The sequence below is a fragment of the Neobacillus cucumis genome (assembly GCF_023715505.1).
In genome coordinates, this window is record NZ_JAMBOH010000006.1 from 156,059 (window position 1) to 181,334 (window position 25,276).

General features: G+C 39.1%; 25 protein-coding genes. 21 read left to right on the forward strand and 4 right to left on the reverse strand.

The genetic code is table 11. The features are described 5' to 3' along the window. Window positions 1-33 precede the first annotated feature (33 nt). From M3226_RS11465 to rlmD, 15 genes are all read left to right on the forward strand, one after another. Entirely contained in the window at window positions 34-807 is a 774-nt protein-coding gene (locus tag M3226_RS11465) for an SDR family NAD(P)-dependent oxidoreductase (protein ID WP_251565410.1), read from the forward strand. A gap of 72 nt (window positions 808-879) precedes the next feature. After that, a complete protein-coding gene (locus M3226_RS11470) occupies window positions 880-2,118 on the forward strand; it encodes an acyl-CoA dehydrogenase family protein (protein ID WP_251565412.1) in 1,239 nt (412 codons plus the stop codon). Window positions 2,119-2,148: 30 nt separating this feature from the next. Continuing rightward, window positions 2,149-2,943, forward strand: a complete 795-nt coding sequence (locus tag M3226_RS11475; protein WP_251565414.1) for an enoyl-CoA hydratase-related protein — start codon at window positions 2,149-2,151, stop codon at window positions 2,941-2,943. 20 nt (window positions 2,944-2,963) lie between these two features. Beyond that, window positions 2,964-3,725, forward strand: coding sequence for an SDR family NAD(P)-dependent oxidoreductase (locus M3226_RS11480; protein ID WP_251565415.1), 762 nt, complete (start codon window positions 2,964-2,966; stop codon window positions 3,723-3,725). 26 nt (window positions 3,726-3,751) lie between these two features. Continuing rightward, a complete protein-coding gene (locus M3226_RS11485) occupies window positions 3,752-4,468 on the forward strand; it encodes a carboxymuconolactone decarboxylase family protein (protein ID WP_251565416.1) in 717 nt (238 codons plus the stop codon). 246 nt (window positions 4,469-4,714) lie between these two features. Then, entirely contained in the window at window positions 4,715-5,779 is a 1,065-nt protein-coding gene (locus tag M3226_RS11490) for an LLM class flavin-dependent oxidoreductase (protein ID WP_251565419.1), read from the forward strand. 294 nt (window positions 5,780-6,073) lie between these two features. Continuing rightward, window positions 6,074-7,015: a phosphotriesterase family protein gene (locus tag M3226_RS11495; RefSeq protein ID WP_251565421.1), complete on the forward strand. Its 942-nt coding sequence runs from the start codon at window positions 6,074-6,076 to the stop codon at window positions 7,013-7,015. A gap of 67 nt (window positions 7,016-7,082) precedes the next feature. Continuing rightward, a complete protein-coding gene (locus M3226_RS11500; protein ID WP_251565423.1) occupies window positions 7,083-8,990 on the forward strand; it encodes a sigma 54-interacting transcriptional regulator in 1,908 nt (635 codons plus the stop codon). 498 nt (window positions 8,991-9,488) lie between these two features. Further along, window positions 9,489-10,772, forward strand: a complete 1,284-nt coding sequence (locus M3226_RS11505; RefSeq protein ID WP_251565425.1) for an MFS transporter — start codon at window positions 9,489-9,491, stop codon at window positions 10,770-10,772. Between the two features lie 234 nt (window positions 10,773-11,006). After that, complete coding sequence (locus M3226_RS11510; protein WP_251565427.1) at window positions 11,007-11,180, forward strand: Spo0E family sporulation regulatory protein-aspartic acid phosphatase; 174 nt, start codon at window positions 11,007-11,009, stop codon at window positions 11,178-11,180. Window positions 11,181-11,234: 54 nt separating this feature from the next. Further along, on the forward strand, window positions 11,235-11,795 hold the full coding sequence (locus M3226_RS11515; RefSeq protein ID WP_251565429.1) for an NADPH-dependent FMN reductase: 561 nt from the start codon (window positions 11,235-11,237) through the stop codon (window positions 11,793-11,795). Window positions 11,796-11,870: 75 nt separating this feature from the next. Then, window positions 11,871-12,176 carry a hypothetical protein gene (locus tag M3226_RS11520; protein WP_251565431.1) on the forward strand — a complete coding sequence of 102 codons (306 nt, stop codon included), beginning with the start codon at window positions 11,871-11,873 and terminating at the stop codon, window positions 12,174-12,176. A gap of 78 nt (window positions 12,177-12,254) precedes the next feature. Beyond that, window positions 12,255-13,448: a thiolase family protein gene (locus tag M3226_RS11525; protein ID WP_251565433.1), complete on the forward strand. Its 1,194-nt coding sequence runs from the start codon at window positions 12,255-12,257 to the stop codon at window positions 13,446-13,448. Between the two features lie 99 nt (window positions 13,449-13,547). Then, a complete protein-coding gene (locus M3226_RS11530; protein ID WP_251565435.1) occupies window positions 13,548-14,972 on the forward strand; it encodes an NAD-dependent succinate-semialdehyde dehydrogenase in 1,425 nt (474 codons plus the stop codon). A 244-nt stretch (window positions 14,973-15,216) separates the two neighbouring features. Further along, complete coding sequence (gene rlmD / locus M3226_RS11535) at window positions 15,217-16,599, forward strand: 23S rRNA (uracil(1939)-C(5))-methyltransferase RlmD (protein ID WP_251565437.1); 1,383 nt, start codon at window positions 15,217-15,219, stop codon at window positions 16,597-16,599. 20 nt (window positions 16,600-16,619) lie between these two features. Here rlmD and M3226_RS32215 read toward each other — a convergent pair whose 3' ends face one another. The 4 genes from M3226_RS32215 to M3226_RS11550 form a co-directional block, all read right to left on the reverse strand. Beyond that, window positions 16,620-16,745, reverse strand: coding sequence for a hypothetical protein (locus tag M3226_RS32215; protein WP_285857813.1), 126 nt, complete (start codon window positions 16,743-16,745; stop codon window positions 16,620-16,622). Between the two features lie 226 nt (window positions 16,746-16,971). Next, window positions 16,972-18,525, reverse strand: coding sequence for an ABC-F family ATP-binding cassette domain-containing protein (locus M3226_RS11540; protein WP_251565439.1), 1,554 nt, complete (start codon window positions 18,523-18,525; stop codon window positions 16,972-16,974). Between the two features lie 532 nt (window positions 18,526-19,057). Continuing rightward, window positions 19,058-19,552, reverse strand: a complete 495-nt coding sequence (locus M3226_RS11545; protein ID WP_251565441.1) for a hypothetical protein — start codon at window positions 19,550-19,552, stop codon at window positions 19,058-19,060. Between the two features lie 148 nt (window positions 19,553-19,700). Then, window positions 19,701-20,144, reverse strand: coding sequence for a hypothetical protein (locus tag M3226_RS11550; RefSeq protein WP_251565443.1), 444 nt, complete (start codon window positions 20,142-20,144; stop codon window positions 19,701-19,703). A 339-nt stretch (window positions 20,145-20,483) separates the two neighbouring features. Between M3226_RS11550 and M3226_RS11555 the strand changes: the two genes are divergently transcribed. The 6 genes from M3226_RS11555 to rbsK all read left to right on the forward strand — a co-directional run bounded on the left by M3226_RS11555 (window position 20,484) and on the right by rbsK (window position 25,275). Then, window positions 20,484-20,642: a DUF1540 domain-containing protein gene (locus M3226_RS11555; protein ID WP_251565445.1), complete on the forward strand. Its 159-nt coding sequence runs from the start codon at window positions 20,484-20,486 to the stop codon at window positions 20,640-20,642. A gap of 91 nt (window positions 20,643-20,733) precedes the next feature. Next, window positions 20,734-21,516, forward strand: coding sequence for a transporter substrate-binding domain-containing protein (locus M3226_RS11560; protein ID WP_251565446.1), 783 nt, complete (start codon window positions 20,734-20,736; stop codon window positions 21,514-21,516). A gap of 35 nt (window positions 21,517-21,551) precedes the next feature. After that, window positions 21,552-22,217, forward strand: coding sequence for an amino acid ABC transporter permease (locus tag M3226_RS11565; RefSeq protein WP_251565448.1), 666 nt, complete (start codon window positions 21,552-21,554; stop codon window positions 22,215-22,217). Window positions 22,218-22,229: 12 nt separating this feature from the next. Next, window positions 22,230-22,973, forward strand: coding sequence for an amino acid ABC transporter ATP-binding protein (locus M3226_RS11570; protein WP_308211940.1), 744 nt, complete (start codon window positions 22,230-22,232; stop codon window positions 22,971-22,973). A 441-nt stretch (window positions 22,974-23,414) separates the two neighbouring features. Then, the gene (locus M3226_RS11575; RefSeq protein WP_251565450.1) at window positions 23,415-24,404 is read left to right on the forward strand and encodes a LacI family DNA-binding transcriptional regulator; all 990 of its coding nucleotides are present in this window, start codon (window positions 23,415-23,417) and stop codon (window positions 24,402-24,404) included. Then, entirely contained in the window at window positions 24,397-25,275 is an 879-nt protein-coding gene (rbsK, locus tag M3226_RS11580; RefSeq protein WP_251565452.1) for a ribokinase, read from the forward strand. The genes M3226_RS11575 and rbsK overlap by 8 nt, the downstream gene beginning before the upstream one ends. Window position 25,276: the final 1 nt, after the last annotated feature.

Genomic DNA, 25,276 nt, shown 5'->3' on the forward strand with positions numbered 1-25,276 from the left:
AACGAACATTCTAAGGTAGACGGAGGGGTTAAAGTGGGGAGATTGGCAGAAGAGATTGCAGTGGTAACAGGGTCTGCTGGAGGAATCGGTTTTGGAATCGCACAGGCTTTTCTTCAAGAGGGAGCGAAGGTTTGCTTGAACGATGTCAATGAAACACTGCTAAAACAATCGTTTGAAACGTTGGCTGCTGAATTCGGCAGTGAAAATGTTACCTATTATACAGGCAGTGTTGGGAGCAGCGAGGATGCTTTCGGCATGGTGGAACATACCGTAAAAACGTTCGGCACTTTGACGATTGCGGTAAATAATGCAGGCGGAGCGCTCGGAACACCGCTAGATTTTGAACAATTGACAGCGGAAGACTGGGACAAGGTGATGGGTGTCAACTTAAGGGGAACCTTCCTTGTGTCCCAGGCGGCTGTTGCCGTCATGAAAGAGAACAAACGCGGAAGTATTGTCAACATGTCGTCCGTGACGGCGAAAAAAGGAATGAAGACCGCCAATGCCGCATATGCCACTTCGAAGGGCGGGATTGCCACCTTCACACGCAAGCTTGCCTACGATGTGGGTCAATACGGCATCCGTGTGAACGCGATTGCACCCGGAAGTATCGTTAGCGGTGAAAAGATGAGGGAGCTTCATGAAGATAATGCAGAAGCGGTCAAACGATTCCGCGAAGAACTGCTCGTGAATTTCGTAGGAGAGCCGATTGACATTGCAAACGCGGCAGTGTTCTTAGCCTCGAATGAGTCCCGATACATAACGGGCGAAGTAATGGAAATTAATGGCGGAGTTTACATGGGGTAATGATTAGTTGAAACACGAAACAAAGCGTGTTGTATAAAAGGAAAAAACATCAATCAATTGGAGGAAGCAATCATGTTGAATTTTAATCCATCAGAAGAAACAGTCGAAATTATTAATGGACTAAAACGATTTATTGATAAAGTAGTCATCCCATTGGAGGAAGAAAATTCAGAGTTACTCTATAATGAGCGAAATTATTATCTGGAAAATGGAAAGCGCCACCCAAAGGTAGAGGAATTAAGAAAAAAAGTAAGAATGGAATCGGCAAAAGCTGGATTTTACAACATGTTTGGAGCCCAGGAACTTGGGGGAGAAGAACTTGGCCCGGTTACATCCTTATTAGTTCAAGAGGCCATCGGTAAGAACTATCCAAATCGAAAATTGATCGAAACAGTCGTCATCCCTTCTCCCTTTACAAATGGTTTAACACCAGTATTAAACGGTTTGAAACAAGAACTGAAAGATCAATACCTGGATGGAATTCGAACCGGTGAGAAAACCCTTTGTTTTGGTTTAACAGAACCGGATGCAGGATCAGACGTATGGGGAATTAAAACAAAAGCAGTGAAAGACGGAAACGAATGGGTCATAAATGGTACAAAACAATGGATTACAAATTCTCCATATGCAGATTATTGTATGTTATTTGCCGTGACAAATCCAGATATGCAAGCGAGCAGAAAAGGCGGAATCACCTGTTTCTTTGTTGATACCAAAAGCGCGGGGTTTGACGTAGACTCCGTCGTTCCTGTCATGGGAGAAATCGGTGGGGACGCCGGGATTATCAGCATTGAAAATTTACGCGTGCCTGAAGAGAATATCATTGGGGAATTAGATAACGGATTTTCACGGGCTATGAATGGGATCAACAATGGACGGCTTGGAATGAGTGGGAAATGTATTGGCTATGCTCAATGGGCTCTAAAGCAAGCGGTGGACTATGCCAATATCCGCCAGACGTTCGGAAAGAAAATTGGTGAGCACCAAACGATTCAAAATATGCTGGCGGATTGTGCAATGGATATTTATGCTGCTCGAAATATGGCGCTGCATTGTGCCTGGAAAATTGAAAACTCCAAAAAACAACCGACTAAAGAGATTTCAATGGTTAAAGCTTACTGTACCGAAATGATGGGACGAGTGTATGACAAAGCCATCCAGATTCATGGAGGAATGGGTCTTTCAAATGAACTGAAATTAGAAGCAGGTTACCGCCTGGCAAGAACACTCCGAATCCCAGACGGAACCTCTGAAATTCACCGACGCACCATTGCCAGACGTTTATTAAAAGGAGATTTAAATTTCAACTAAAAAATTTCTTGAATTGTGAGGAGGATAAAAATGGAACAACCATGTGTTTTGGTCGAAAAAAAGGGGCGTATTGCTTATGTTATTTTGAATCGTCCCGATAAATTAAATGCCTTGAATCAGCAGCTGTTCACAGAACTTGATGGTGCTTTAGAGGATATCGAAAAGGATGATAGCATCAGCGTCGTGATTTTGAAGGGAAGTGGACGTGCATTTAGTGTAGGGTATGATGTCGGCAAGTACGCTCATCCTACAGTGATGCAAGACCGGGATAAATTGGAGGAATTTACAAAAAGATGGCTGCGAGTATGGGAATATCCAAAGCCAATCATTGCGCAAGTCCATGGATTTGCTCTCGCTGGCGGGACACAGCTGCTAGCCTCATGTGACTTCGTCATTACCGCAGAAGATGCACAATTTGGGTTTCCATCCTTGCCTCTTGGCGGCGGATTTGTCGGGATTTACTGGGGATGGCATGTAGGACACCAGCGCGCGAAATTATTGGATTTAACTGCGGGAAGCAGGATTACAGGGAAAGAGGCCACAGAGTATGGCATTGCTGCCCGCTGCTTTAAAGCAGAAGAATTAGAGGGAAAAACGCTCGAGATCGCCCGTGGAATTGCCAAAACCCCGCTGGATATCTTGAAATTGAAGAAAAAGGCGCATAACAGAATGATGGAATTACAAGGTTTTCGGACGGGGGTACTATTCGGACCGGAGCAAGATGCCATCATTCATACCGCAGACGGGATTCAACTAGTCCGAGATAAGATTGGCGAATTAGGTCTAAAAGGTGCGATTCAGTGGTTCAATGACCAAGAGGTGTAAATTGGCAGGGAGGGCCGCTCATGGAGATGTTTGAAGGGAAGGTTGCCATTGTTACAGGCGGGGCAAGAGGGATTGGTCTAGCCACTGTAAGGCAATTACTTTTGCAAGGAGCAAGAGTCGCAATTTTTGATTTATTAGAAGGTGTAAAAGAAAAATTTGAGGATTATGAAGATCGTATTTTAGAGATTCCAGTAGATATTAAAAATTATGGTGATGTAAAAAAGGCTGTAGAACTTGTAGAAGAAAAGTTTAATAGAATTGATATCTTAATTAATAATGCTGGGATTCTACAAGATAACTTTATTGAAGAGATGACGGAGGAACAATGGGACCAAGTCATCGATATCAATCTCAAAGGCAGTTTTAACTGCTGTAAAGCCGTTACTCCCTATATGAAGAGACAACAATATGGAAAAATGGTATTGGTTTCTTCCCTTGCGGCATTAGGTACCAAAGGTAGGGTAAACTATGCTGCATCAAAAGCTGGAATTCAAGGAATGACCAGAGCCTTAGCGGTGGAACTTGGCCATTCTGGGATTCTGGTGAATGCTGTCGCTCCAGGATTCATCGAAACCGACATGAGCAGGGTATCTGAAAAGTCTGCGGGGAAAAGAGGGATTACTGACTTCGACCTATTTAAGAAAGCGGTGATCACAAAAAATCCTGTGAAGCGTGTGGGCAAGCCAGAAGATGTTGCGAATGTAATCGAATTTTTAGCTTCCGATAAGGCGGCCTATGTAACAGGTCAGATCATTTATGTATCGGGATCGCCTGGTATGTAAATAGAAAATAGGGGAGGGGTGTAAAAATGAATAAGTCAGGCTATTGGAATTCCACCTTAGATTATTTGTTGGAGGAGGATCCCGAGTTTTTTGAAGTATACAAAAGGTTCGTTTCCTCTCCATATAAAAATAACGTACTTGACGCAAAATCGAGAGAATTAATCAATGTTGCCTTAAGCGCCTCACCCACTTGTCTTTGTAAAGAAACACTAAAAATTCATATGGAAAATGCCGTTACCCATGGAGCCACAGAAAAGGAAATTTTAGAAGTTTTAAAACTTGTAAGTGTTCTAGGAATGCATACTTGTTCAGTGGGGGTTCCAATTCTAAGTGAAGAAAGTGAACAATATAGGAACCGGCCGATCGAACCTGACTTGAATGACAACCAGAAAAAATTAAAGGGAAACTTTATCGAAAAGATGGGCTATTGGAATACATTTCGAGATATTCTCTTAGCTAATGATGAGGACTTTTTTGAAAGTTATTCTGACTATCTGACCAATCCTTGGGAAACGGAAGTATTAAGTTCAAAATTAAAAGAGTTTATTTATATTGCAATTGATAGTTCAACCACCCATTTATTTGATGTAGGAATAAGAGTTCATATCCGTAATGCCTTAAAGTTTGGTGCAACCTTTGAAGAGATCATGGACGTTTTGAAACTAACCAGTGCACAAGGTGTAAATACTTTTTATGTGAGTATCCCCATCTTAAAAGAAATTCTATCTTCAAAGGGTGAATGAAAAAAAGAATCCGATGATGGATTGCTTAAAACCATGTCTCAGTGATGAATTTCGAAATTGAAACATAGATGTTTCAAAAATGCAACGTTTTATATTAGTGAAATTTCAGTTAAAATAGTTAGAAACAGTCGAAATAGTGCGAATTTAGGAAGGAATCGATCGAACGATTACCTTCATAATTTTTGGAACGATTCTTGCATCAAATTTTTATGAAAATAAACTTTTAATATAAAGGGGATTTTTTAAATGGCGATTTTAGGAAAAGATATGACATTTGGACTGTTTTTTTTAAATTCTGTGGCTCCTTGGAAAACGGACGCAGAAGAATTGCGAGATGGCTTAGAGCAAATTAAGGTAGCAGATAAATTGGGATTTCATTCGGCTTGGATCGCAGAGCATAATGCCCGTGCATATGGCGTTGTCAGCTCAACTGCCGTCTACTTAGCAGCGGCTGCGGCTCAAACTTCTACTATTATGTTAGGTTCAGCCGTATCTCGTTTACCTATACATCATCCATTACAAGTAGCAGAAGATATGGCATTAGTAGATGTCATTAGTAATGGGAGATTGTATTTGGGAGTTGGGAAAGGATACGATCCTTTAGAATTTGAGGCCTATAATTTTAATTTTGAAGACCGCCATGAAAGATATTTAGAGTCGTTAGATATTCTAACAACCGCATTAAAGAATCATAAAGTTACCTATTCCGGAAAGTTTTTTGATATAAAAGATATTCCCGTTTACCCTAGACCTGTTCAACCATCAGGACCACCGATCTTTGTAATGGTATCAGGCAATGATGCTTCCATGATCAATGCAGCAAAGCAGGGGCATTCCTTTGTACTGGGCGGAATCACAAATGAAGATACAAAACATAAAATTGATTTATATAAAACGGTAGCTCTGGAATCAGGCTTATCACAAGAATATGTGACCGATGCTGTAGCAAGATCAGGCAAATTACTATTCTGTTACGTAGCAGAAACCACTGAGCAAGCCCAGGAAGAGTATAGACAAGGTCTGGAATGGTATATGAGCGAACGTGATAATCGCCCTACATTCGGAGTCATTGACCGGGAACGAAATATCGATTACGACCGCTTTTTAAACATGGACAATACATTAGTGGGGTCACCGGAAAAAGTCATCGAAGATATTAAACGTTACAAGGAAGTAACCGGTCTGAATAATATCATTTTATGGATGAATATCGGTGGACAACCACAGAAACAAGTATTAAAGTCAATGGAACTGTTTTCTGAAAAAGTAATGCCGCATTTTGTTGAAAATGAGCAGTTAGCAGTGAAATAAAAGCGGTTACAATCTCCGGATATTTATGAAAAGAGCCACTTTTTAATATCTTTCTTAAAGTAACTTTTTCTTGAATTCATGCTTTTTAGGAAAAATTTAGGGAGATATTAGAAAGTGGACAATTTACGTTGATTCAATTTTTTAGAGAGGCTGTGTTAAAGAACATTGTTGATTATTTAACCTGTTGATTGAAGCGCCTGGAGCGGAAATCAACAGCCTAATTTAACACAGCCAAGAGAAAAAGTGATTATTCCTTTTATCGAAATCGCTAGAATGCTAATTTTGGAGGAAATTATGAAGCAAATTAATTCAGTTACTGGTCCGATTGAAATCGATCGATTAGGAAAAACGTTGGTACATGAACATTTAAGAACGAGAGCTGAGAGCGTAGCCGTTCAGTTTCCCCATTTATACGATAGTGATGAGGAATATCGATTAGCCATGGATCAAGTTACGGCTGTTCGAGACAGGGGGATCAAAACTATTTTTGACCCAAGTGTAATGGGACTTGATCGTGATGTCAGATTTATGAAAAGGGTTTCGGAGGATTCCGGCGTCCAAATTATTGCAGCTACTGGAATTTATACCTTCCATTATTTACCGTCCAGATTTATGGCAAATGATATCGATTTTATGGCTGATCAATTTGTGAGGGACATCGAAGTGGGAGTTCAAAATAGTGAAATAAAAGCAGGGTTTTTAAAATGTGCAACCGGTAATCAAGGAATTACTCCGGATGTTGAAAAGGTCATAAGAGCCGTAGCCCGTGCGCACCTTCGTACAGGTGTACCGATCATGACCCACTCGGTTCCTGAAAAGGAGAATGGATTATTACAGATTCAGATTTTCGAAGAAGAAGGTGTGGATCTAAGTAAAGTATTAATCGGACATTGCGGTGATACGGATCATTTGGATTATTTGGAAAGAGTCCTCGAAAAAGGCGTCTATATCGGAATGGACCGTTATGGATTAACCTCTGTTATATCTACTGAACAAAGAAATGCTACCCTGCTAGCTTTGATTGAAAGAGGCTATGTGAATCGAATGTTTTTATCCCAAGACTATTGTTGTACATCTGACCTGCTGAAACCCGAAAGTTATAAAAAATCTAAGTACCCTGATTGGTCGATGACATTCCTGTTAGATAAAGTCATTCCAACCCTATTAGCTCAAGGAGTGACCGAAGAAGATATTAATATCTTGATGATCGAGAACGTAAAAAGTTGGCTAAGTTAAAGTATTGATCCATTGCCCTTTATATCGTTAGATCATCCCGTATAGAATCATCCAAAGGAGGGTAACCATGAAGCTTTTTGTAAGTGGATTTTCACCTTTAGATCAATATGTCGAAGAAGCGATAAAAATTAGAAAAGCAAATTTTCAGGAACTAGTCGTTCAAAGATTAGAGTCTCGTGATATCCTGAAAAACCCAACCTATATTCAGAATGATGACGTGTTAATTTGTGGTTCTACCATTTATGAAGTTTTTAAAAAGATAAATGTTAGAGGCCAGTTAGTTCCGATGAGAGTTCAAACATCGGACTTTTTCAAAGCCCTTAACCAGGCGGCCATGGTAGGAAACGAATTAAATATCATCAATTATAAAGAAGTATTTTTGAAAAATGATACAGAAGAGCTAGAAAGAATTTTTAATATAAAGATTCATCAATATTACTATACAGATACAGAAGCAACGGATAGATTAATCGATAAACTGATCGAAAAAAACCAAAGTATTGTGATAGGTTCCGGTTTAATTGTCTCGAAGGCGATAAAAAAAGGGTTGAAAGGGTTTATTTGGTATGGCGAAGAGAGTATAAAGGTGGCCGTTGACATTGCCTTTAATCTGTTATTGGCTCGTTTTGAAGAGCAAAGCATCTATAAAAGGCAGGAATATATACTTGATCATTTCAATGAAGGGGTCCTTAGCTTAAATGTTACAGGAAGGATCATCCAGGTAAATCCTAAGGCCGTTGAGTTGTTAGGACTTCAAAAATATCGGGATTTAAGAGGAGTCAGTATAAAGGAAATTGATGAACTTGACGGTATATATGAACACCTTATAAATTCTGATTATTCCGGCGGTAAATTACTAGAGTACGAGAATAAAAATCTATATCTGCAATCATTTCCTATTTATGTAAAGGATGTTAATGATGGCTCCTTAATCATTATTTCCGATGCCGTAGAAATTCAGAAACATGAGAAAAAAATACGAAGAAAACTATATGATGATTCAAACAGAGCGATTTATGAATTTGAAGATATTATTGGCAAGAGTGAGGTCATCAAAAAGGTAAAAGATAAAGCGAAAAAGATTGCTAAATCGGATGCAAATGTGCTGATTATCGGCGAATCAGGAACGGGGAAAGAATTATTTGCACAAAGTATTCATAATGCAAGTTTACGATCGAACGAATCATTTATTGCGGTAAACTGTGCAGCCATTCCAGAGAATCTGCTTGAATCAGAATTCTTCGGATATAGTGAAGGAGCTTTTACAGGGGCAATAAAGGGAGGAAAGCCGGGACTATTCGAACTTGCTCATAAAGGAACGTTATTTTTAGATGAATTGGGAGAAATTCCATTAAGTATGCAATCCAAGTTACTCCGGATTCTCCAAGAAAAGATGGTAAGAAGGGTAGGTAGTGCAAAGTCCATTCCTGTTGATGTGAGAATCATCGCTGCCACCAATGTAAATCTTCCAGAACAAGTAGAACAGGGAAAGTTTCGCTTAGATCTATTTTATCGTATAGGAGTTCTGAAGCTAAATTTACCATCCTTAAATCAGCGTATAGAGGACCTGGAGGATTTGGTCTTATCTTATACAGCCCGCAGGCATCCGAATTTTATAAATGTTATAGAGAGATGGATCCAAGAAATTAGCCAACTGCTGGCAAAATGCCAATGGAAAGGTAATATCAGGGAATTGGAAAATAACCTAGAGAGGTTCTTCGCCTATCTGGAGTCTCCAGTAAATATAACGAAACGGGATGTTTTAAATAACTTAATCGAGAGCTTAGAGGACAATCATTTTTCATTTAAGAATGAGGTTACGGAAAATGAGACCTATCAAACACTTATAAAAGAAGCTGAGATTAATACCATCAAAGGGGTCTTGCAAAAGACAAATGGCAATAAAAAAGATGCAGCAAAATTATTGGGGATGAGCAGAAGTACTTTATGGAGAAAATTAAATGAAATCAATTAAACGAAATTTTCTCCAGGTAAAAAGTGTTTCATAAAACCTAAAGTGTTTCAATTATAAGACAATTGCGACGATATTTATGAAAGCGGTTTACTCTTAAAGCCACTTAAATCAACCTTTCGCACTAGAAAGCTACTCTGGCATAAATCTTGCATATTCCTTTTATAAGGATCTCCCGTTCGTTATGGGATGGATTCAGTTTGTTAAATTTTCCTAGGAGAGGGGGATGAAAGGAGAATTTTCCAGAGTAGTAGAATTTGAAAATGGTTATGATTTTCAATTCAAAAACTCTACTCGATTTAGTATAAGAAGGGAGTGAAATGGGCTGTAAACCATTTGACGTTAATAGTGGATAAGCCGATACTTTAGGGCAATCCAGCATAATATAGAGTCACTAAGTCAACAGCAAGGGTATTCCGCAGAAATTCTAAAAAAGGAATAGGTCAGGTAAAAGAACTGGTTCCTATTTAAGATTATTAATCATTCGAAGGGATTGAAACTATGCGTTGGATCACTCTAGGTTTTTTATTTGTACTGTTTACAATCAATTATGCGGATAAATCCATTGCAGGCTTTGCGTCTGTCCACATTTCAAAAGAATTTGGTCTTTCACCTATACAATGGGGATTGGTAGGGAGCAGTTTCTTTTGGTCTTTTATTATTTCAAGTATCTTCGGCAGCTCCCTATCCGAACGCTTCGGAACCAAAAAAATGCTTACGTTTATGGCATTAATCTGGTCGATTCTACAGTTAGGCGCTTTCTTCATACATAATTTAGAAGCGCTTATCATCTATCGGATTTTATTGGGTGTTTTTGAAGGTCCGTTCTTTGCAATCGTTCTCACTCATTTATACAAATGGTTTGCCCCTGAATCGCGGGGAGCGGCTACTGCCATCATTAACTTTGGAAGCCCGGTTGGATCGCTTGTCAGTGCGCCTATATTAGTGTACTTTATTAATCATTTCGGCTGGAGAATGGCCTTTGCTTCACTAGGGATATTGAGTTTAGTGTGGCTTGTCCTGTGGGTATTCATCGGGAAAGAACATCCGGAGAACAGCGTGGTAGAAGAAAAAATCAAAAAGGGAACCGTACCTGTCAAGCCAAAAGTGAGATTTTCAGAAGTTTCTTCGGCTTTGGCCTCCCGTAACTTCATTCTTACCATCCTTCTTGCCTTTACAGCTTATTGGCTTCTAACTTGGATTCAGGTGTGGATGCCATCTTATCTAATAAAAGTTGTAAAAGTGTCATCAACAGAGATGGGGAACCTTTTAGCTATTACAGGTTTGGGTGCAGGATTGTTTACGATTGGTATTGCGACGATCTCGCGCTATATACACAAGAAAACCTCAAGTTATAAAATGTCCCATGTGGTCGTTATTGGGGTATCGATTTTGATCGGTGCGTGCCTTTTTTACTCCATCACACAGGTGCACTCCGTCGCTTGGGTAATTTTCTGCTTCTGTGCAGGAAAAGGACTTTACTCCATCGTAATGTCACTTGGACCGCACATGATTAGCCGATTAGTGCCAGAACGCAGTACGTTCATGATTGGGACGTATACAGCATGCACAACGCTTGCTGGGGTAATCGGGCCGATTGTTACCGGAAGTCTGGTACAGAAAGCCGGTAACAATGTCGTGCAAGGATATAATTCCTCGATTCTACTGTTTGCCGTACTTGGGGGCGTCTTTGCGATATTGTATATACTCATTGCGAATCCTGATAAATTTTTCCGAAAAAAAGAATTATCTGTTGAGAAAGAACCCGAAAATTTAATTGTATAGGATCAAAACTTGAGAAGCAGGTTCCATCACTGCTTCTCTTTTGTTGTTCCTGAAATTCATTCTATCAAAAGAAAAAAGTGGTGTTTCAAAAATAGAACCTGACCAGTTTAAATTTGAGACACCTGCATGAATCATCCGCTATTTCAATAGAGTTAAAAAGTTGGTACGAAACTTGCAAGATATATAAATAGAACTTGATACTTACTAAATTAAAAAATGGGGGTAGAAAGGGAGATGTTTCTGTCCAAATCATTAAAGTTAAGGAGAGAAATTAAGTTATATCGAATTCAATTGTATAAAAAATCTAAAAATCAAAAATTGACCGATCCCGTTTTAGTAGATATTAGTAAAAAATTAGAACAAAAAATTGCAGAATTACAAAAAATCATTCATATCATGATGGCCTAGCCTTTCAGAAAAGATGCATTTTTCAATTCAAATTTATGGAGGAGGAATTAGAAAATGAAGTTACTAGGGATATCAGGAACCATTACAGGATCAAAAACAAAAATAGTTGTTGAAAAAGTTTTAGAGGAAGTGAAGAAAAATCATCCTGAGGTTGAAGTAGAATTACTTGATTTAAAGCAGTTTGATATCCAATTCTGTGATGGACGTAATCCATCCACATATACGGGAGATACAAGAAAAGTAATTGATCTTGTTTCCTCGGCTGATTTTTATATTATCGGGACTCCAATCTTTCAAGGGTCAATTACAGGTGCGCTTAAAAATTTATTTGATCTTATTCCTCCAAAGGATTTCCGTAATAAAGTCATGGGGTTTGTAGCGAATGGAGGAACTTATCAACATTATCTAGTCATTGAAAATCAGTTAAAACCAATCGCAAGTTATTTCCGTGCTTATGTAGCACCTGGATTTGTTTATGCTCACAATGACCATTTCAACTCTCAGAATGAACTAGTTGACCAAGAAGTGTTAGAACGTATTTTAGCATTAAGTGAAGAAGTCGTATTGATGCAAAAAGCACTTAAAATGACAAATAAAGTGCACCAGTTTAATTAAAGTTTTATACATGATTTCAAAACGAAAATGGGTTACGGCTTTGGATTGAACATAGACGATGAAAGAGGGGTATTGATGTTAGCAGATGACAAAGGAACCATTCATTTAACAGATCTCTCTTTTGCACATGTATGTGCAGATAAGTATGGAATCAATAGAGGAGTCTATAACACCATTGATGAATGGTTTTACAGGCAAGGATTACTAAATATTTTAGAAAGACGAAAGAATGTCCTCTCTTTTCTTGAATTTATAAAGGGGAAATCTGAATTTAAAAATAGTCGGTGCAAATTTGGACATGGGGGATTGACGGTAAAATTACAAGAATTCTATTCTAATAGATTTGTATCAATTTTAACAAAAAATGCCTCTAATTTTTAAAAAGGGAAAATGCGCTGAACTTTTGGTGGTTATTATAAATGGCCCTTACTAGGCAAAAAATTCTAGGGGGAATAAAGGTTGAGAAACGTTGTAATAATTGACGCAGTACGAACCGCAATAGGTCGAATTGGCGGGAGCCTTAAGGATGTAGAAGCAGACTTCACAGCCGCGAAAGAGATTAATGAGATTTTGCTCCGAACAGGAATTGAAAAAAACAACGTAGATGAGGTAATCATGGGACAGACGAAACAGAGTTCCGATTCACCCAATCTTGCCCGCTTAAGCTTATTGCGTGCAGGACTTCCGGTGAAGGTACCTGGTTATACCGTTCATAGACAATGTGGATCAGGACTTCAAGCCATTAATAGTGCTGCATTGCAGATTATGAGTGGATTATCTGATGTCGTTATAGCTGGTGGTGCCGAGTCTATGAGTACAGCACCCTATTACCTCCGACAAGCACGCTATGGACTAGGGGCAGGAAATGGAGAAATCATCGACCCTAATACAGAAAGTCAGCCTCGTTCACAGCCAATAGAAATCTACGGAAATCTTACAATGGGATATACAGCTGAAAATTTGGCAGAACGGTACAAGATTTCAAGAGAGGAACAAGATCAATTTGCCCTCCGTAGTCAGGAGCTTGCCCAGCAGGCAATTAAGGAGGGGCGTTTCCAAAAGGAAATTGTGCCTTATCCTATAAAACTGCGAAAAGAAGAGAAGATTTTTGAAGTTGATGAACATCCACGGTCAACCACTTTGGATAAGCTGGCAAGCCTGAATCCGGTGTTTAAAGAAAACGGTACCGTAACGGCAGGAAACAGCAGCGGGCGTAACGATGGGGCATCCGCGATTTTAATGATGTCTGAGGAGGCTGCACAAAAACAAGGGCATAAACCAAAAGCAAAAATTATTGCTCAAGCTGTTTCAGGAGTTTCACCCGAAATTATGGGGATTGGCCCGGTACAGGCTACGAAGAAAGCGCTCTCTATGGCTGGGCTAGCTTTAGAGGATATCGGTTTAATAGAATTAAATGAAGCCTTTGCTGCCCAAGCTCTAGCAGTGATAAAGGAACTGAATTTGGATTTGGAAAAAGTAAATGTAAATGGTGGAGCCATTGCACTTGGTCATCCGCTAGGGGCTACAGGTGCGATTTTAATGACGAAATTACTGTCCGAAATGGAACGAAGAGGAGAGAGGTATGGATTGGTCACTCTTTGTATCGGCGGGGGTCAAGGAATTACAACGATCGTGGAAAATATGCAAGTATAGGATCAATTTTAATAAAAACAGGCAGGAATCAGCCTGCATTGCTTCAGTCTATGCACGTTAATAAAACAAAATAAGTAAGAAACTTACTGGAGGTAAGATATGTATATAAATGGGGAATGGGTAAAATCTGATAAAGTGATAGAAGTAGTAAATCCAGCTAATGGCGAATATGTTGATCAAGTTTATAAGGTAGGAAAAGAGGAAACTCAAAAGGCGATAGATGCAGCTAAAAAGGCGTTCCCCGTATGGTCAGCTCTTGCAGGGGAACAACGGGCTGAATATCTGCACAAGGTTGTGGAAAAACTAGTTGAAAAGAAGGAATATTTAGCCCAAACCATCACAAAAGAAATGGGGAAAGCCGTTCAAAATGCACGGTATGAGGTAGACAGTACGATTTCTTATTTTAAATGGTATGCGGAAGAAGCACGTAGAGTGTATGGTGATATCATTCCAGCCTCTGTTCCTAATAAAAGAATATCCGTTATTAAGCAGCCAGTTGGTATTATTGCAGCTATTACTCCATGGAATTTTCCTTTATCAATGGGTGCAAGGAAACTTGGGCCTGCATTAGCAGTTGGATGTACAGCCATTTTAAGGCCTTCCCGTGAGGCACCTTTATCTTCATTAGAACTTTTTAAAATTTTTGATGAAGTTGGATTTCCAAAAGGGGTTGTAAACTTACTAATCGGTGATTCTAGTGAGATTGTTGGAGAACTAATGAGCAACAAAGAAGTGAGAAAAATATCATTTACAGGATCAACCGAGGTTGGGAAAATCCTTATCAAACAGTCCGCGGATACAGTGAAGCGTATCTCAATGGAGTTAGGAGGGCATGCTCCTTTTATTGTGTTTGAAGATGCCGATTTAGAGTTAGCAGTCGATGGAGCTATAAAGAGTAAATTCGCATCAACAGGACAGCAATGTGTCTGTGCGAATAGAATTTATGTTCATGACTCTATTTATCAGGAATTTTCGGAGCTTTTTGCTAAAAGGGTATCATCAATGGTCATTGGAAATGGTTTGGACGAAAAGACCGAAATTGGCCCTCTAATAAATAAAGATGCAATGGATAAAGTAATGGATCAAATCGGAGATGCCCAAATGAAGGGGGCAAAAATTCTTTGTGGCGGTAGTCCCTCAACGGGTGAAGAATATAAAAAGGGTACCTTCTTTCCTCCTACAGTATTACTTGATGTAAATGATGATATGAAAATTACGTTTGAGGAAACATTTGGACCCGTAGCACCTTTATTACGGTTTTCATCTGAAGAGGAAGTTATCAAGAAAGCAAACAGTGTTGAATATGGCCTTGCTTCTTATTTTTATACAAATGATTTATCAAGAATGTATCGTGTTGCTGAAAAATTAGAGTACGGGATGGTTGGTGTTAATGATCCGGCACCATTCGCCGCACAAGCTCCATTTGGTGGAATTAAAGAAAGTGGATTAGGGACAGAAGGAAGTAAGTATGGCTTAGACGAATATTTGGAATTAAAAACGATTTCTTTATCGATTAAGATTTAGGTAATTACAATTGAATTTTATTTTTAAATTCTTTCTTCAAAAGGAGAAAGTCTAAAGAGGCAGCACTTAAGGGCGTCACCTCTTTAGATTGAATCCAAGTGAATCATTTTTATAGTAATTTTATCCCTGTTTTTTTATCAATTATTTAATCCATTCCAAGCCGGATTCAACTGAATTCGGTTTTTTGCAATGAAACATGATATAATACATCTCAAGCTTTTGAAAAATTTTGGAGTGAGCAAAAATGAAAACCGAACAAGGTATTAAAATACAATTGAAACAAACCTTTCCGTTAACTATCAAAAGGCTCGGGATTAATGGGGAAGGCGTGGGTTATTTTAAAAAGCAGGTCGTCTTTGTTCCTGGGGCTCTGCCTGGTGAAGAGGTAGTAGTTGAGGCAACTAAAATCAATCCCAAATTTGCTGAGGCGAAAATTAAAAAAATTCGGGTTAAATCACCGCACCGAGTCCAGCCTCCATGTCCGTTTTACGAGCAATGCGGCGGCTGTCAGCTTCAGCACTTACAATATGGCCAGCAATTGAAAGAAAAACGGGATATCATTATTCAATCCCTAGAACGGCATACAAAATTGAAGGTGGAAAATCTTGATATCCGACAAACGATCGGGATGGAGAATCCTTGGGGCTATCGAAATAAAAGCAGTTTTCAGGTAGCACAAAAAAATGGCAAGGTCTTGGCGGGATTATATGGGATGAATTCCCACCAGCTCATTGATATTGAACATTGTGCCGTCCAGCACTCCCGGACGAATGAAGCTGTTACAACCGTAAAGTCAATCTTACAAGACCTACAAATCCCAATTTATAATGAAAAGACGCTAAAGGGAATCGTCAGGACGATTGTGGCGCGTGTAGGAGTGGAGACCGGTGAGTTGCAAGTAGTTTTGATAACCACTCAAAAAGAACTTCCTAAAAAGGAGTCTATTATTGAAGAGATTCAAAAGAGACTGCCGAAAGTGAAATCAATTGTTCAAAATATAAATGGTGAAAAGACCTCATTAATTTTTGGAGAGGAAACTCTCGCACTGGCCGGCGAAGAATTCATTCAGGAAACGTTAGGTGATTTACAATTTGAGTTATCAGCGAGAACGTTTTTTCAGCTGAATCCGATTCAAACCGTCAAGTTATATGATGAGGTGAAAAAAGCCGCAGACCTGACAGGCAACGAGAAGGTCCTTGATGCTTACTGTGGGGTAGGTACGATTGGATTATGGCTTGCTGACCAGGCTGCAGAGGTCCGCGGAATGGATGTTATCCCAGAATCCATTGATGATGCCAAGAAAAATGCCAAACGTCACGGGTTTACCAATACAAAATATGTCCCGGGTAAAGCGGAAGAGGTATTGCCAAAATGGGTTAAAAAAGGATGGAAACCGGATGTAATTATTGTTGATCCACCTAGGACAGGATTAGATAACCAGCTCCTTCAAACCATTTTGCAGGTGAAACCAGAGAAACTGATTTATGTTTCATGTAATCCCTCTACTTTAGCAAAGGATATTCAAACTTTAAGTTCAAAATATGATGTGAAATATATTCAACCTGTGGATATGTTCCCGCACACGGCGCACGTGGAGTGTGTATCGCAACTTATTATTAAGATGTAACCTAACCCAAAAATGAACTCTTATGAACCAAAACATACCATTTCCCTTAGAATAAACATTTCGATTTCTAGTTCTGATTTAATGTCATCCCGGGTTTGAACCAATACGAATCCGGGCTTTTTTCGGCCAAATTCAATATTAGCCAACCGGAATACCACCTCTTATTTGGACACACCTGCATCTTATGTGTTGCTAAATTACACTCTGCACATGTCGAAACTGTTGTAAAATTAATATTGAAATAGATATAAGCTCATTCTAACTTTAGTTAGGATGAGCTTTTTTAAGATATTTTTATTAAAATTTTGAATGGTTTATAAAAAGGGGCACCCAAGTGAATTTTTATTCACTTGGGTACCCCTTAATCTTTATTTAAAACACTTTCGTAGTCCAATCCTCACAATTCCAAATATCGGTCGCAATTTCACGATAGAAATCAGGTTCATGGGATACCATTAAGATACTTCCGCGATATGCCTTTAAAGCACGCTTCAATTCTTCTTTTGCATCCACATCCAAGTGATTGGTAGGTTCGTCTAGAATTAATATATTCGTTTCTGTGTTGATAATTTTACACAATCGAACTTTGGCTTTTTCGCCACCAGAAAGGACTTCGACTTTACTTTCAATATGTTTCGTCGTTAATCCACATTTTGCAAGAGCAGCACGGACTTCAGCCTGATTCATACTTGGGAACTCGCTCCAAATTTCTTCAATACAAGTATTGTAGTTGGACTGTTTCACTTCCTGCTCGAAGTAACCAATGTGTTGATACTCACCACGCTCCACTTTACCCGAAATTGGATCAATCAGCCCAAGAATACTTTTTAAAAGAGTAGACTTACCAATACCATTTGCACCTACGAATGCAATTTTTTGTCCGCGTTCCATTTTCAAATTCAGAGGGCGAGAAAGTGGTTCATTGTAACCAATAACAAGATCTTCAGCCGTGAAAATATAACGACTAGCTGCACGAGCTTCTTTGAAGTTAAACTCTGGTTTCGGCTTCTCTTTCCCTAATTCAATTACTTCCATTTTGTCCAGCTTCTTCTGACGAGACATCGCCATATTACGAGTTGCAACACTTGCCTTGTTACGAGCAACGAAATCTTTCAAATCAGCTATTTCTTGTTGTTGACGCTTGTAAGCGGACTCTAGCTGTTGCTTCTTCATTTCATATATTTTTAAGAAGTTATCATAGTCACCAACATAGCGATTCAACTCTTGGTTTTCCATATGATAGATTAAGTTTACAACATTGTTCAAGAATGGAATATCATGTGAAATCAAGATAAATGCATTCTCATATTCCTGTAAATAGCGCTTCAACCATTCGATATGCTGTTCATCCAAATAGTTCGTTGGCTCGTCAAGTAATAGGATTTCAGGCTTTTCTAGCAAAAGCTTAGCTAACAAGACCTTCGTACGCTGCCCGCCGCTAAGATCATCTACATCTCGATCGAGCCCAACATCGTCTAATCCTAAACCACGAGCAACTTCCTCAACTTTTGCATTAATTCGATAGAAATCATTACTATCTAAAGTTTCTTGTAGCTCGCCAACCTCTGCAAGTAATGCATCGATATCAGCACCTTCATCACCCATTTTTGCGTAGAGTTCATTGATCTCTGATTCAGCATCAAAAAGATATTGAAAAGCAGAACTTAAAGCTTCACGCATTGTAGTACCTTTTTGAAGTACAGCATGCTGATCTAAATAACCAACACGAACTTTTCGTGACCACTCAACTTTCCCCTCATCGGGCTGCAACTTCCCAGTCACAATATTCATGAAAGTAGACTTACCCTCACCATTTGCCCCAACTAGTCCAACGTGCTCTCCTTTTAAAAGTCGAAAAGACACATTATTAAAAATCGCACGATCACCGAAACCGTGGCTTAAATTTTGTACGTTTAACACGCTCATTTTTTTAACTCCTTATCTAATGTCACATGTGAATATCATAATAGAATTTGGCTTCTTTTTCTATCTTGGAGTGATTTTCGTGGAAATTGCAGTCCGCCCCATCTTAATAAAATAAGATTATTGATTGGACGTATAACAATTGGTTAAGAGTCTATTATACAACCAAACCTGAGGTAAGATAAGAGTTATTCCCATTTGGGAATAAATATAGAAAAAATGAAAGAATTGGTTAAGTTCTAAACTAAATTTTTATAAAACAAGTGTAAACTCATCAACACCCCATGTGTTGTCACATACACTCTACACATGTGGATTGTGTGGCGCAAGTCTTTTAAAGAAGGCAACAAACCACTTGGCCGTTGTCTTTTTCAGTTTCCTGACAATAGATTTTTTTCTTGTTGATAATCAGAATGTATTTTCTGCAGAGTACTTTTATTAATTTCCTATAACATCATTTTTTTCCCCGCTAGCTGATGTTCATTTTCATGATCAAATCTTCGAAATCTAATAAGTGAGTAAACCAGTACAAGCATCACTCCAGCGCCAAATAAGGAAGGTAAGGAGAATGAATCGACTGGACAAACAGGTACAACACTAGATATATTATCGAACGGCCAAGTGTGATTAAAAATTCACGTTTCAAAAGAATTACGATTTGATCTTCTTTTTTCATTCCGTTTAAATATCTGAAAAAAGTATTGTCCATTGTGTAACCGTACACGTAAACCGAAATCACAAGTCCGACCATTGCCACAAAATAAAGTGGTTTTAACTGTGCGAAACCGTTGAGCAGAATGAACACGATACTGATTAAGGTATAAATCACAAACTGAGTTTCCATTTTCAATTTTTTCAATCTCGCTATATACACAATGCCAATGGTTAAAACCACAATATTTAACACATTCAAATACGATACATAAAGCGCATTTTTGGATAAAACCACCATTAAAATGACTTGAAGGCACGCCATGCATTCTAGTACGCCTGCAGTAATGATTCCAAATGGTACCATTTGTTTAGACACTTTAACAGTCCTATAATCGTGGACGAAGTTTGATTTAAATTCAGCTTCAATTGAGGGAATTTTGGTGACTGCAGCAAAATAAAAAATTGAAATCAAGAGCATAAAACAAAATGAAACCGCGAAATTAAAATAATAAATGAAAAAAGAGTTAATGAGTGGAAGTATAATCATTAAGATATTTTTCACCAATTCGCGAATTAAAGATATCGAGTTCTGTTCGAGTTGATAGAACACTTAACGCGTAATTAGAAGACGAATAAAAGAAACCAAAAACACAACCAAAACAAGCTGCTGAAATGACAAGAAGAACTATATGGTTTAAGTAAGAACTTAAAAGCAGGACAATAAAAAGGATGATGGCTGACAAAGCGCTTAAAAAATAGCTTGTTTTTAATTTATTTTTAAATAGATAATACGTTCCGATTGTATATGCAAAGCAAGACAAAAAATAACTTAAGCCATTAAAGGCAATCAGTGGTCCGCGTGTGGTGCTGTTTTTCCAAAAATAGTAACTGATAAAAATGGTGCTGTACCCGGTTATGCTCAAAAAAACCGATTGAAGAAGGAACAGCTTTTTCAGATCTGAATTCATTAAGAACATCTTTTTTCTCGTTGAATTAAAGCATTTGTATACTTAGTTTAAAGGGGAAACAAAGTCTTGTAAAGGAGAAATAATTAACACTCATGATGGATATTAAGTCCCGGCTCTCATATATGGTGAAAGCCTTTTTTATTTATTTCTTAACACTTCCATCATAAAACAACGCTGTACCACAGAGAGGTGAAAGTGTACATGATTTTTAAAGAGAATAAAAGATTCCTAATGATGGGGCTGCTTTGGCAGTGACAAAGTATTGGTGGGAAACTCTTGTTTCAACCAACTTTGAAGGGGGTATTAAAAAAGAAAACCTTTTAGAGGGGGTGGCACACTATGAAATTGGATGTGAAATGTAATGTTAAAAACTGCAAGTATTGGGCTGATGGCGACCAATGTGTGGCTGACTCCATTTATGTTATAGGTTCACACGGCAGCAGAAAGGCTGATACTGTGGAAGAAACAGCTTGCAAAACTTTCGAGCATCGTGAATGAAAACATGGGGACTGCACTTCTACTTCAGAAGTAGAAGTGCAGTCCTTTTCAAGTAACGGTATAACTTGAACGAGAGAGGAGAAAATCAAGCATGGAAAAACGATACATAATTATACTATCGTGCTTGTTTCTGATGGGGATGCTGACTGGCTGTATCCAAAAGGACCAGCTCGCAGATGGAACAAAGCTGATAGATAAGCAGAAATTTATTTTTGCAGCTTCAGGAGAATTTAAGCCTTTTAGCTATGTTAACAATGATGATTTATCGATGACAGGTTTCGATATTGAGGTAGGAAACGCAGTCGGAAAAGAACTAGGCCTTGAACCAGTACAGAAGAGGATGAAATTCAAAGGCCTCATCGAGGGCATTAAAACGGGACGGGCAGACGCCGCCGTTGCCAGCCACACCATTAACCCCCAACGCGCCAAACAAGTTGATTTTTCCACACCCTACTATTACTCAGGTCCACAGATCTTCACAAGACCTGACAGCGAGATTAAAACAGTAGATGACTTAAAAGGAAAAGAAGTTGCCGTCGCAAAGGGCTCCACCTATGCGGATATAGCCAAAAGGTATACCAGCAATATTAAAATGTATGACAGTGATATTACGGCGTTAAAAGCGCTAAGTATTGGCCGGCATGACGCCGTTATTACCGATTTTGTCACTGGTAAAAGTGCAAAAAAGGAAGGATTCAAGATTCAGGGGCAGCAGTTAATCGAGCGAAGTGAGCAGGCTATTGTTATTCCGAAGGATAATCCAATTCTGCTCAAGCGGATTAATGGCGCACTTCAAAGACTTCGTAACGATGGAACACTATCCCGAATCAGTCAAAAGTATTTTGGTGAGGATATTACGAAAAAACCAGAATAATAGATTGATCATTAGAAAGAAAGGATGTTGTTATTTTGCCTAGTTTTTCTCACTTTTTACATACATTTATCAGTAGTAAAAACCTTTTCATAGATGCAGCGCTGTTGACGTTAAAGCTTACGGTTGTCTCCATTTTAATTGGGATTTTATTCGGATTATTTTTTGCTCTATTAAAAATTTCAAGGATTAAAGTATTGGGCTATATTTCAAATGCGTATGTATTCCTTGTAAGGGGAACCCCGCTCATTGTCCAGATTTTCATTCTGTATTTTGGCTTTAGTGGAATTTTTCTCATTCCTGACTTTTGGGCAGCAGCTCTTGCACTCGCCTTCCATAACGGTGCCTATATTGCAGAAATTTTCAGGGGGACGATTCAGTCCATTGATAAAGGGCAAATGGAAGCGGCACGCTCTCTCGGCATGACCAGAATACTAGCAATGCGCCGTATCATTCTTCCACAGGCTTTCAGGAGGGCGCTGCCTCCCCTTGGAAACCAATTTATTATTGGACTTAAGGATTCATCTCTGGCTGCCTTTATTTCCATGAATGAACTGTTCAATGTTTCGACGACACTGGGTTCAAATAATTTTGATGAAATGACCTATTTGTTAATAGTAGCCGTTTATTATCTAGTACTTGTTGCAGTATTAACTATCATGGTGAGCCTGTTCGAAAAGAGATTGGCAGTTAGTGACCGATAGGAGGACAATAACGTGAATGAACGAGAAATGATAAAAATAGAAAACTTACATAAATCTTATGGCAGCTTACATGTATTAAAAGATATAAACATGTCCGTGTATGAAAGTGAAGTTGTCTGCTTGGTCGGAGCATCTGGCTCTGGTAAAAGTACTCTGCTGCGTTGCCTTAACTTTTTAGAAAAGAGGGAAGGTGGGAGAATTTCAATCCGCGGGGAAGAGATTAGCCCGGAAACCCACAATATTAACAATGTTCGCCAAACGGTGGGTATGGTTTTCCAGCATTTTAATCTATTTCCGCATAAAACCGTCCTTGAAAATGTCATTGAAGCACCCATCATGGTTAAGAAAATCCCAAAAGACCAAGCCATTGCTGAAGCAAAGGAGTTGCTTCAAAAGGTGGGTCTTGAGGATAAGGCGAATGTTTATCCTAGCAAATTATCAGGCGGTCAAAAGCAGCGTGTGGCAATTGCCAGGTCGCTGGCCATGAAGCCGGATATCATGCTTTTTGATGAACCGACATCTGCCCTTGATCCGCAGCTTGTTGGTGAGGTATTGGCAACCATGAAGGAGTTAGCCGATGAAGGAATGACCATGGTAGTGGTTACTCATGAAATGGGCTTCGCTCGTGAGGTTGCTGATTGGATTGTCCTCATGGACGATGGTAGAATTATCGAAAGAAATCGGCCAAATGAATTCTTTGATCATCCAAAAGAGCAACGTACAAAAGAATTCCTTCAAGCAACCATGTTTAAATAAAGGCTGCGTTAAAGGTCATTGTTGATTTTTGAAACGATGTTGATTGGAGTGGAAGGCGCTCGACTCCTGCGGGAGTACGGGGCCGAGGAGGCTCCCCGGCACGCCCGCGGAAAGCGGGCGCCTGAAGCGAAAATCAACATCCAAGATTAACACTGCCAAAATAAAAAAGCTAAAAGCTCCGATAGCAAAGACTGAGCTTAATCAAAATGAATAAATGTAAACACCCTAAATATTTGGAAAAAAACGAAGGGGGCTGTCCACGAAGTATTGAAAAATAACCATTGTGAACATACCTCTACACTTATTACAGCAAGATATAAGAATCCGTACCTAAACAGCCGAGACAAACTAAAAAATAAAATAGTATTATTTTTGTTGCATAATAAAATAACATGTGTTAATCTACTTGTGTAATCGGTTACATACTAGAGGTGAAATGAAATGGCTACAATACGGGATGTTGCCAAAAAAGCTGGAGTATCTGTAGCAACAGTTTCCAGAGCCTTAAATGATAAAGGATATGTTCATGAAGATACCAGAAAACTTATAAATAAAGCGATTCAAGAGTTAAACTATAAGCCAAATGAAGTAGCAAGGTCGTTATATAAGAAAAAATCAAGGTTAATTGGTTTATTGCTTCCGGATATTCGAAATCCATTTTTTCCTGAGTTAGCACGGGGCATTGAAGACAAGATGCAGGAGCATGGTCTTCGGCTGATCATTGGAAATGCGGATGAGAATCCAGCAAAAGAAATTGATTATATTGAAACATTTAAACAAAATAATGTAATCGGTCTCATCACAGCCACCAATCAAACTGAAACAAGCTACTATGAAAACCTAACCTTCCCCGTTGTATTTCTAGACCGGACATCCAATCAACATCCCTCTGTTTATGCAGATGGGTTAGCTGGTGGAAAAATGGCGGCAAAAGAAATCGTTAAAAAGGGAAGTAAGCGGATAACTCTGCTTAAAGGACCAATGGAATTGAAGACAGCTCAGGATCGATTTAAAGGGGCAATTGATGAGCTTTGTAATTCCAATGTAAATTTTAATGTAATGACCACTGCGTCGTTTACTTTTGCTGATGCTGAAAAAACAGCTAAGGAACTATTTGAAAAATTTCCTGAAACAGATGGAGTGATTGCGGGCAATGACCTTGGTGCTGCAGCCATTCTGCATGAGGCATTAAGAAGAGGCATCTCAATTCCTGATGAACTGCAAATAATCGGTTACGATGATATCCCGCTTAGCAGTTTGCTTTTCCCGCCTTTGTCGACGATTAGGCAGCCGGCATATGATATGGGAAAAGAAGCAGCAACACTATTAATTAAACTTATGGATAATGAGTTGATAGAGCATAAAAATATCCAATTGCCTGTTACATTTATTGATAGGCAAACAACTAGAAAGGTTGAGGACAATGGCTAAAATAACAGTTATCGGAAGTTCATCGATGGATTTAGTTGTTACCGCCCCAAAAAGACCAAGTAAAGGTGAAACCATTTTGGGAGAATCGTTTAAAACTGTTCCTGGCGGTAAAGGAGCAAACCAGGCTGTTGCCGCTGCTAGATTGGGTGCAGAGGTATATATGGTTGGGTGTATCGGGGACGATGCATTCGGAAAAGCTATACTTGAAAATTTCAATAAAAATCACGTTGTATCGACATATGTGGAACCGGTTACAGGTGTGGAGAGTGGCACGGCACATATTACCTTGGCAGAAGGTGATAATAGCATCATTGTGGTAAAAGGTGCGAATAATTATGTGACACCTGGATTTGTGGAAAAGGCTCTAGATGTTATTCGTGAATCAGATATGGTCCTTATTCAGCAGGAAATCCCTGAAGAAACGGTGGAATATGTCAGCGAAAAATGCCACCAATTCGGGGTACCACTATTATTAAACCCTGCGCCGGCACGTCCAATCCGTAAGGAAGTAATTGAAAAGGCAGCCTATCTCACACCAAATGAGCTGGAAGCATCAATCCTCTTTAACAATACTAATCTGCACAAGGAGTTAATGAAATACCCAAACAAAGTATTTATCACTGAAGGGAAAAACGGTGTCCGTTTCCATAATGGAGAAAAAGAGGTAGTTGTTCCTACTTATCGGGTTGAGGCCGTTGATACTACAGGTGCGGGGGATACTTTTAACGCAGCCTTTGCTGTTGCCCTTGCTGAGGGAAAAAGCTTTGAAGAAAGTATTCGATTTGCCAATCGTGCCGCCTCACTATCGGTTACAAAGTTTGGTGCACAAGGCGGTATGCCAACACGAGAAGAAGTAGAGGAGAGTATGTAAA

Bases quoted from the DNA above. Each gene is read 5' to 3' on its own strand.
- M3226_RS11470 (WP_251565412.1), top strand. From the start codon at position 880: ATGTTGAATTTTAATCCATCAGAAGAAACAGTCGAAATTATTAATGGA.
- M3226_RS11475 (WP_251565414.1), top strand. From the start codon at position 2,149: ATGGAACAACCATGTGTTTTGGTCGAAAAAAAGGGGCGTATTGCTTAT.
- M3226_RS11480 (WP_251565415.1), top strand. From the start codon at position 2,964: ATGGAGATGTTTGAAGGGAAGGTTGCCATTGTTACAGGCGGGGCAAGA.
- M3226_RS11485 (WP_251565416.1), top strand. From the start codon at position 3,752: ATGAATAAGTCAGGCTATTGGAATTCCACCTTAGATTATTTGTTGGAG.
- M3226_RS11490 (WP_251565419.1), top strand. From the start codon at position 4,715: ATGGCGATTTTAGGAAAAGATATGACATTTGGACTGTTTTTTTTAAAT.
- M3226_RS11495 (WP_251565421.1), top strand. From the start codon at position 6,074: ATGAAGCAAATTAATTCAGTTACTGGTCCGATTGAAATCGATCGATTA.
- M3226_RS11500 (WP_251565423.1), top strand. From the start codon at position 7,083: ATGAAGCTTTTTGTAAGTGGATTTTCACCTTTAGATCAATATGTCGAA.
- M3226_RS11505 (WP_251565425.1), top strand. From the start codon at position 9,489: ATGCGTTGGATCACTCTAGGTTTTTTATTTGTACTGTTTACAATCAAT.
- M3226_RS11510 (WP_251565427.1), top strand. From the start codon at position 11,007: ATGTTTCTGTCCAAATCATTAAAGTTAAGGAGAGAAATTAAGTTATAT.
- M3226_RS11515 (WP_251565429.1), top strand. From the start codon at position 11,235: ATGAAGTTACTAGGGATATCAGGAACCATTACAGGATCAAAAACAAAA.
- M3226_RS11520 (WP_251565431.1), top strand. From the start codon at position 11,871: ATGTTAGCAGATGACAAAGGAACCATTCATTTAACAGATCTCTCTTTT.
- M3226_RS11530 (WP_251565435.1), top strand. From the start codon at position 13,548: ATGTATATAAATGGGGAATGGGTAAAATCTGATAAAGTGATAGAAGTA.
- rlmD (WP_251565437.1), top strand. From the start codon at position 15,217: ATGAAAACCGAACAAGGTATTAAAATACAATTGAAACAAACCTTTCCG.
- M3226_RS11540 (WP_251565439.1), bottom strand. From the start codon at position 18,525: ATGAGCGTGTTAAACGTACAAAATTTAAGCCACGGTTTCGGTGATCGT.
- M3226_RS11550 (WP_251565443.1), bottom strand. From the start codon at position 20,144: ATGAATTCAGATCTGAAAAAGCTGTTCCTTCTTCAATCGGTTTTTTTG.
- M3226_RS11555 (WP_251565445.1), top strand. From the start codon at position 20,484: ATGAAATTGGATGTGAAATGTAATGTTAAAAACTGCAAGTATTGGGCT.
- M3226_RS11560 (WP_251565446.1), top strand. From the start codon at position 20,734: ATGGAAAAACGATACATAATTATACTATCGTGCTTGTTTCTGATGGGG.
- M3226_RS11575 (WP_251565450.1), top strand. From the start codon at position 23,415: ATGGCTACAATACGGGATGTTGCCAAAAAAGCTGGAGTATCTGTAGCA.
- rbsK (WP_251565452.1), top strand. From the start codon at position 24,397: ATGGCTAAAATAACAGTTATCGGAAGTTCATCGATGGATTTAGTTGTT.